General features: G+C 33.5%; 9 protein-coding genes. 4 read left to right on the forward strand and 5 right to left on the reverse strand.

Annotation, left to right across the window (positions count from 1 at the left end; all coding sequences use genetic code 11):
- Positions 1–275 precede the first annotated feature (275 nt).
- Complete coding sequence (locus RBU60_RS13695) at positions 276–995, forward strand: LytR/AlgR family response regulator transcription factor (RefSeq protein ID WP_308865628.1); 720 nt, start codon at positions 276–278, stop codon at positions 993–995.
- Here the strand turns inward: RBU60_RS13695 and priA are convergent.
- The 5 genes from priA to nadC all read right to left on the reverse strand — a co-directional run bounded on the left by priA (position 992) and on the right by nadC (position 6,651).
- Complete coding sequence (gene priA / locus RBU60_RS13700; RefSeq protein WP_308865629.1) at positions 992–3,442, reverse strand: replication restart helicase PriA; 2,451 nt, start codon at positions 3,440–3,442, stop codon at positions 992–994. The two genes, RBU60_RS13695 and priA, sit on opposite strands and share 4 nt — an antisense overlap.
- Before the next feature lie 357 nt (positions 3,443–3,799).
- Positions 3,800–4,231 (reverse strand): DUF2147 domain-containing protein, encoded by a 432-nt coding sequence (locus RBU60_RS13705; protein WP_308865630.1) that lies wholly within the window; start codon positions 4,229–4,231, stop codon positions 3,800–3,802.
- A gap of 42 nt (positions 4,232–4,273) precedes the next feature.
- On the reverse strand, positions 4,274–4,837 hold the full coding sequence (locus RBU60_RS13710; protein WP_308865631.1) for a chalcone isomerase family protein: 564 nt from the start codon (positions 4,835–4,837) through the stop codon (positions 4,274–4,276).
- Positions 4,838–4,860: 23 nt separating this feature from the next.
- Positions 4,861–5,790: a YihY/virulence factor BrkB family protein gene (locus tag RBU60_RS13715; protein ID WP_308865632.1), complete on the reverse strand. Its 930-nt coding sequence runs from the start codon at positions 5,788–5,790 to the stop codon at positions 4,861–4,863.
- Entirely contained in the window at positions 5,791–6,651 is an 861-nt protein-coding gene (gene nadC, locus RBU60_RS13720) for a carboxylating nicotinate-nucleotide diphosphorylase (RefSeq protein ID WP_308865634.1), read from the reverse strand.
- 130 nt (positions 6,652–6,781) lie between these two features.
- Between nadC and RBU60_RS13725 the strand changes: the two genes are divergently transcribed.
- The 3 genes from RBU60_RS13725 to RBU60_RS13735 all read left to right on the forward strand — a co-directional run bounded on the left by RBU60_RS13725 (position 6,782) and on the right by RBU60_RS13735 (position 7,973).
- Positions 6,782–6,991 carry a hypothetical protein gene (locus RBU60_RS13725; protein ID WP_308865635.1) on the forward strand — a complete coding sequence of 70 codons (210 nt, stop codon included), beginning with the start codon at positions 6,782–6,784 and terminating at the stop codon, positions 6,989–6,991.
- Positions 6,992–7,221: 230 nt separating this feature from the next.
- The gene (locus RBU60_RS13730; protein ID WP_308865636.1) at positions 7,222–7,587 is read left to right on the forward strand and encodes a hypothetical protein; all 366 of its coding nucleotides are present in this window, start codon (positions 7,222–7,224) and stop codon (positions 7,585–7,587) included.
- A gap of 50 nt (positions 7,588–7,637) precedes the next feature.
- On the forward strand, positions 7,638–7,973 hold the full coding sequence (locus tag RBU60_RS13735; protein WP_308865637.1) for a hypothetical protein: 336 nt from the start codon (positions 7,638–7,640) through the stop codon (positions 7,971–7,973).
- Positions 7,974–8,046 lie beyond the last annotated feature (73 nt).

The following is an 8,046-nucleotide window of genomic DNA, read 5'->3' on the forward strand; positions in this document are numbered from 1 at the left end:
TTATAGCTAAAACAAGTTGCTGATTATCAGTAAGATGAACAACTTTTTTCTTTTAAATCATAATGCACAACGGGTTAACTATATATAATAGTATGCATGGTGATTAAGATCAAAAACGGTAAAAGCAATTCTCCTTATAAAGGCCATTAGTGCAAAAAAATAACACTTTGAACTAAAAAATGCAACCTTTTATCTAGGCAGTATGTCTTAATTGTAAATAAATTGCTATTTTTAGATAAAGAATTAAATATAAAAACTAAACAAAAAAACGAATTTTGAAGAACATTAAGTTAAAATGCGTCGTTGTAGACGATTCAAACATACAACGATTATCTATTATTAAATTAGTTAAAGATCATTCCAACTTAGAGCTTGTAGGAGAGTATAATAATGCTTTAAAAGCGAAAGAAGCACTTAGAAAAAATACAATAGATTTAATTCTTCTGGATATTGAAATGCCTATATTATCTGGATTTGATTTGTTAGATAAACTTCAGGACAGACCTGAAATTATTTTTATTACAGGGAAAACACAATACGCTTTTAAGGCATTTAACTATGAAGCGGTAGATTTTCTACAAAAACCTGTAGATAAAGAAAGGTTTGACGTAGCTATAAAAAAAGTGTTAAACATTCATCATTTAAAAAATAATAAAACCCCCTCCAAAGATAGAAATTATATTTTTATAAAAAGTAAGCTTAAGAATTACAAGCTTTTTCTAGACGATGTAAAATACGTAGAAGCCTTTGGAGATTATGTGAATATTTTTACTGAAAATCAAAGTTATATTGTTTTGTCCACCATGAAGGGTTTTGAGCAAAAATTACCCGAAAATCAATTTATGCGCGTGCATAAATCTTACATCATTAACCTATTTAGAGTTAAGCATTATGATGCAAAAACGATTTGGATAGATGATTTCCAAATGCCTATTAGTCGTAATAGGAAGAAAAAATTAGAAGATGTATTATCTGGTATTATTACCCAAAACTAATAAGGATCTACATTAATGATCACTCTTATTTTTTTAAAACTCCCTATTGAATCATAGGTTTTTTTCACTTTTTCTATAAAGCCTTTTGTTTTTGAGATAGAGTGCTCCGGAGGGATTTTAATAATGATGTTTTTATAGTACTCATTTCTTATTCTAGCAACTGGAGGAAATTCGGGGCCAAGAACATTTTCTTTCAAGCCTTGTGCTAATCCTTTTGCAAACCATGAAGAGGCTTCATTTACCCCATTAAAATCTCTACCTTTAAAAGTGAGTTTAATCAGCCTATAGATAGGAGGATATTTAAAATTATGACGCTCTTGCAACTGCTCCTTATACATTTCTACATAACTATGCGTGGTCACTTGTTGTAAAATTTGATGATTGGGGTTGTAAGCTTGAATCAGCACTTTTCCTCGCTGCTGAGTTCTTCCTGCTCTTCCTGCCACTTGCACCAACATATGAAAACTTCGTTCGTGGGCTCTAAAATCTGGAAAGTTGAGAAGACTATCTGCATTCATCACCCCTACCAAATCTACATTTCTAAAGTCCAATCCCTTGCTAAGCATTTGTGTTCCTATTAGCACATCTATTTCTTGCTGCTCAAAAGCGGTGATAATTTTTTCGTAGCCATGCTTACCCCTTGTCGTATCTAAATCCATTCTTCCTATTTTATTGTCAGGAAATAAAGATTTTAGTTCGGTTTCAATTTGCTCTGTTCCAAAGCCTTTCGTACTTATCTCGGTACTTTTACAAGCCATACATTGCAATTGCATCGCCATATGATAGCCACAATAATGACATCGCAACGAGTTGTTATGTTTATGATAAGTAAGGCTCACATCGCAATTAGGACATTGCGGAGAATTACCACATATATTGCACTCTAGAATAGGGGAAAAGCCTCTTCGGTTTTGAAAAAGAATGATTTGCTTTCCTTCCGATAAGGTCTTTTTCATCTCCCCTAAAAGCGTATCAGAAAAATGACCTTTCATCAATTTTCTCTTGTGCTTATCTTTTATGTCCACTAATTCAATTTGAGGAGGCAACACATTTCCATACCTTCTATTCAACGTCACTAAGCCGTATTTATGATGTTGCGCATTAAAATAGCTTTCTAAACTCGGCGTGGCAGATCCCAGTAGCAAATTAGCTTGGGTAAAATTCGCCAACACCACCGAAGCGTCTCTCGCCTGGTATCTAGGCGCAGGATCATACTGTTTAAACGTGGTTTCATGAGATTCATCTACAATGATAAGCCCTAGTTGTTGAAAAGGTAAAAAGATAGAAGACCTTGCACCTATCACAATTTTCCCTTTGCTTCCTTCCAATACGTGCTTATATACCTCTACCCTTTCATTTAAAGAATATTTACTATGAAATACCAAGACATCATCGCCAAAATACTTTTGTAGCCTAGAAATAAGTTGTGTAGTTAAGGCTATTTCGGGTAACAAATACAAGGTTTGCTTTCCTTTAGCTATGGTATCTTTTATCAGCTGAATATATATTTCGGTTTTACCGGAAGAAGTGATTCCGTGTAGCAGAGTTACTTTTTTCTCTTCAAAATGTTCGTTGATTTCCGCGTAAGCTTGCTGCTGATGTTCATTTAGATCCAACTGAAATTTTTCTATTTCCTGCTGCTGATCTGTTCTATCTTGTTGTAAATAATACTCTTCTAAAATCGCTTTGTCTACCAGGGTTTTTATAATGGCCGCTGAAGCACCACTTTCTTTGGTAAGCTCCTTTACACTAATGGGTTTTTTAGATTTTGCCCGAAGCGAAAACAACGTAAGCACAACACTACTTTGCTTGGGTGCTCTATTTAAACTCTCTAAAAGACTTTGCAGCTCTTTTTCTTCATCATAGGTGTTGGCTAACTTTATGTAGCGTATCAGCTTGGGTTTATATTGCTTGTATAACTCCTGACTCACAATAATTACTTCTTTTGCGACTAGCTTTTGTAATAAATTGAGCACATTCTTTTTTCCCAAAAGCTGACTGATCTCTTTTATCTTAATAACCGACTGTCGCTGTAAAGCTTCATACACCAAATACTCTTCATCGGTGAGGTTAGCTTCATCAATAGTTGTTTTGGTATTTAGCTCTACTACTGTTTCACTCTCCAGCAAAAAAGCACTGGGTAAAGCCGCTTTTAAAACATCGCCCTCGGTACACATATAATAAGAGGAAATCCACTTCCAAAATTTTAGTTGTATGGGGGTTACCACGGGCTGCTCATCCAGTAACTGCTCTATCAGCTTCGCTTGATAGACTTTTGGAGCTTCGTGGTGCATATGTGCCACAATACCAGTATAGACTTTTGTTTTACCAAAAGGGACTGCCACCCGCATTCCTACTTGCAAAACCACTGCATCTTCTTCTAAAACTTGGTATGTAAACCTAGTAGGAATCGGCAAAGGTAAAATTACGTCTATATAGTGATTCATTTTTATTCAAGAGTTTAAAATTCTATGAAATCTGAAATAAAAAAACCTACGAGATACTTGTAGCATATCGTAGGATCTTTATTTGTTTTTAATCGTGTCCGACTAAGACATTAGACCCTGCCTTTGTCGGCAGACGCTGCCCTTCCGAACGTTTCATCTGGGTGAGCACTTTTAGATAATAGAAATTAGATTTATTTTCAACTACCTAAAAACAGAGTCTTAACTTTTATATTACAGTTACAAACCTGATATAAAAAGTAAGGTCAAATATACAAATACTTCGCTTCTTACTTCCATCAATAATTAAGAGGAGTGTTTTAAAGATTTAATCAGACATTACTAATTTATTTTAAAAAATTATTCTAATAGTCGGCGCCATTTCATGGTTTTATAAAATATACCTATATAACCACGAACATTCAATACATTAGGATGGTCTTGATCTATCCAAATCTTAGATTTATAAATCTTACCATCATTGGGATTTAGAACGGTCCCATCTACATATTCATCTTGGTCTTTCTCAAAGTCCTTTAATAGGATAAGCCCTAATATTCTTTTGTTTTTATTTTCTCCTTCACAATTTGAACAAAGATTATTTTCTTTACTCTTGTCCATAATCTCTATCAATTCTCCATTTACTTTACCTTCATCTTCATAAATATTTATAATGGAACGAACTTCTCCTGTTTCTTCGTCTTTCATCACTTTCCATTTCCCCAACACCGATTGGCCTAGGCTAATCTGAGAAAGAAATAAACAAGTAAACGTAAGAAATAGGTACTTCATAAAAAGAAATGTATTTAGAGGTTATTCGTTAAGTGTAGGCTATTATTTACCCAACATGTCTTCTTTTAAACCATCGTCTACAGGATTCTTAGAAAGCCAGATCCCGAATAAGGCTTTTTTGAAATCCATTCCTTCTATTACTCCTTTTTCTTTTCCGTTTTTATAAGAAACAACTCCTTTTCCTGGTTGGTAGGTAATATCAAAAACATCTCCTTTTTTAATTTCCTCCCCAAAGAAGCTTATAAATTGGTCTATTTTAGATTGCAACGGAGCTACATCTCCATTCGTAGAACTTTCAAATCCTTCTTCTACGGCACTCACCATTTTACTGCTACTTACTAATCGAGAAACGATTTGCAATTTTACCGCCATCGCTTCATCACTATTCATAATCTCTTTGGCGTTAGAAGATTTTGCATTAAGGTACAAACCTCCTACATATAAATCTATCCAAAGTTTCGATCTAGTTCCGGCTCCGTTTAAGCTTAAGGTGTGTTCTCCAAAGGTTTCAGAAGTTGGTATTTCTACTCCCCCAACCTTCTTAGTCTGCGCCGATGACAAGTTGACGGCAAAAACTACTGCTAAGATAATGGCTATTTTATTCATAACTAAAATGTTTGATTCGTGGTTTAAGATATTATTTTTTTTGTTTTTAATCTATAAATTGAAGCATTTAATTCAAATCCTAACAATAAAATGTTAGCATTTATCCATATATAAAGCATTAAAATCAATAAAGCTCCTATAGATCCATACAGCTCATTATAGCTGCTAAAGTTTTCAATATAGATGGTAAACATATAAGTAGTTATCAAAATTAATACCATGGTAAAAAAGGCACCGATTGAAAAGTATTTTGACTGCTTCCCTTCTTTGGTTCCAAAATAATATAAGGTAGCTACCGCATTATATATGATTAGTAAAAAAACTGAAAATCTACCTATTTGCGCCCACATCACATTCTCTGGAAATACCCCCATTGCTTCTAAGTTATCGATGATGTAAGTAAGATAAAATACTAGAACCACGGCGGTCAAGAGCATGATTGCGATGATTAGAGAAACTCCTAAAGCAACAAAGTATTGTCTTATAATAGAGCGATTAATATGGGTATGATAAGAATATTCAAACCCCGTAAAAATAGCGTTAATCCCATTGGTCATTAAAAAAATAGATAATATAAACACAAAGGATAGAAGGCCTGCTCTAGGGGTATTTACAATATCGGCAAAGATTTCATTAAAAAATTCGGAAGTTTGCGGAGGCAAGAGAGAATCTAAAAAAGCAAGAAGCTTAATATCAAAATCATCTATAAACCATACAAACGGAATCAAGTTTAAGACAAACAACAAAAAAGGAAAAATAGCCATAAAAAAGCTAAAAGCTATCGAACTGGCGCGAGTAGAAAAGGTTCCCTTCACGATCCCTACAGTGTAAATCTCACCTAGGTCATAAAGACTCAGCCCTTCCAAACCAGGAAGAATAATAGCTTTGCTTTTTTCTTCTAGCCAATTTAAAATAGATTGTATTTTTCCTTCCTTTGTTACATCTTTAGGCATTTATTCAACTGCTTTTAAACTCAAATCTAAATTTGAAACCGAATGCGTTAATGCGCCACTAGAAATAAAATCTACACCACATTCTGCATAGTTTCTAATGGTTTCTAGGGTGATTCCTCCACTAGATTCTGTCTGACATTGATCCCCAATCATATTTACTGCCTTCTTGGTATCTTCATAATTAAAGTTATCTATCAAGATGCGATGCACTCCTTTGGTTTCTAGAATTTCTTGTATTTCGGTTAGATTTCTTGCTTCCACAATAATCTTTAAGTCCAAGTTGTTCTCTTTTAAATACTGCTGTGTTTTCTCAATGGCTTGCGTAATTCCCCCACAAAAATCGATGTGATTGTCCTTAAGCATCACCATATCGTATAAAGCAAAGCGATGGTTCTCCCCTCCTCCAATCTTCACGGCCCATTTCTCTATGGCGCGAATTCCGGGTGTCGTTTTACGCGTATCCAAAACTTTTGCTTTGGTATGACTTATCTTATCTGCGTATTCTTTGGTTTTGGTAGCAATGGCACTCATGCGCTGCATCGCATTTAACACCAAACGCTCGGCTTTTAAAATTGACTGACTTTTTCCTGAAACGTAAAAAACAATATCTCCATATTTTATAGGGTCTCCTTCGTTCTTTAAGGTTTCTATTTTCAGGTCTTTATCGATGTAATGAAATACTTTTTTAGCAAACTCTATTCCTGCGATAACTCCTTCATCTTTCACCAAAAGTTTGGCTTTTCCTGTCGCCGTTGGCGGAATACAAGCTAAAGAACTGTGGTCTCCATCCCCAACATCCTCACGTATAGCGTTTTCTATAATAATTTTCACTTCTTTTTCAAACTGTTCTTGACTAATCATTATTTATTTATTTTAGCACTACTAAAATATAGTAAATAATACACTTATGTACAGACACGCGTTCAAAATCGCTGCTATTATTTCATTTTTTTTTATTTCAGGGTATGCATGCTCTCAAAGCTATGTGTATTTGGATGAAAACGGAAAAGAGGTTTCCGCCAAAATCTTTGATGAAAAATGTGATTCTAATTTACTTTTCCATTGTTTGGTCGTTAAGCAAACCCAGCAACTTGTGGTTTCACAAATACGGTTGAAACAAAAATTTGGCAAGATTAGTCCGCAAGAAATGAATCAAATAAGAAAACTGCTTCGTAAAGATAGCGGCAGAGAATTAGAATGAGAAAACTTTACTTATTAGTTACTATGATTCTTTGGCAGATTTTAAAGCTTCAAAAAGGATGCACGATTCTTTAGAAAAAAAGTTTATCAAATCTTATAAATATTACATGAATCTATACAAAAAGGAGTACAGAAAAGAGGAGATAGAGTACTTTGTGAAATTTAATAAAGAGATTTTTGACAAGAAAATAGAAGACTTCAGTATAGAAAAAAATAAATGTAGGAAGAAATTTGGAAAGGAAATTTAAGGTAAATGTACTTTTTATGCATCCAGATGATATAGCTCTAGAAGAAAAATATCTTAATTTTGAGTGGGTAAAAGACCGCGGAGTTATCAACACTGCGTTTATCAAAAGTGATATGCAAGATCCTTCAATGACTAAAAGAGTTCGATTTTTGGTTCTTCAACCCAATGGGGAATACTTCATTTCAAATTATCATTTTAACAGCAATACCAAAATTTTAAAAAAACTATTAAAAAATAAGGATTGGAGCAATTATAAAGAAGATTTTAAAAAATCACTTTACGGAAATATGATGGGCAAAGGCTTATTTAAGCGAAAACCCAAACGTTCTCATGAGCGACATTGTTTTTAAGCCTATTATTGTCATTCAATTTTTAAAATCAAAAACTAAAACCCACACTAATGGAAAATTTCTCTCTCAAAATTATTTTTCTCTTTGCAATTTTATTTATTTCAAGAGATGTAAACGCTCAAACAAAATTATATTTAGATCAAAACGGTGAAAAAATCAGTTTACAAGAATTCAAAAAGAGATGTAATTCTAGTTACCTGTACAATTGCTTATCCTTTAAAAAAGATAGTATCGTATTTTCTCAAATATTCTACAAGCATCAATTTGGAAAAATAAGTCCGCAAGAATATGAACAAGTACGAAAACTAATCAACAAAGATTCGGATTTTGCTATTGAACCAAATCAGATTATTGTCATCAAAAAACATGATAACTTATTAAGTTAACCCGTTGTGCATTATGATTTAAAAGAAAAAAGTTGTTCATCTTACTGATAATCAGTAACTTGTTTTAGCTATA

This window comes from Mesonia profundi, from assembly GCF_031085155.1.
Lineage (GTDB): Bacteria > Bacteroidota > Bacteroidia > Flavobacteriales > Flavobacteriaceae > Mesonia > Mesonia profundi.

Coding starts and splice junctions, on each gene's coding strand:
- priA (WP_308865629.1), bottom strand. CDS start 3,442: ATGAATCACTATATAGACGTAATTTTACCTTTGCCGATTCCTACTAGG.
- RBU60_RS13705 (WP_308865630.1), bottom strand. CDS start 4,231: ATGAAGTACCTATTTCTTACGTTTACTTGTTTATTTCTTTCTCAGATT.
- nadC (WP_308865634.1), bottom strand. CDS start 6,651: ATGATTAGTCAAGAACAGTTTGAAAAAGAAGTGAAAATTATTATAGAA.
- RBU60_RS13710 (WP_308865631.1), bottom strand. CDS start 4,837: ATGAATAAAATAGCCATTATCTTAGCAGTAGTTTTTGCCGTCAACTTG.
- RBU60_RS13715 (WP_308865632.1), bottom strand. CDS start 5,790: ATGCCTAAAGATGTAACAAAGGAAGGAAAAATACAATCTATTTTAAAT.
- RBU60_RS13735 (WP_308865637.1), top strand. CDS start 7,638: ATGGAAAATTTCTCTCTCAAAATTATTTTTCTCTTTGCAATTTTATTT.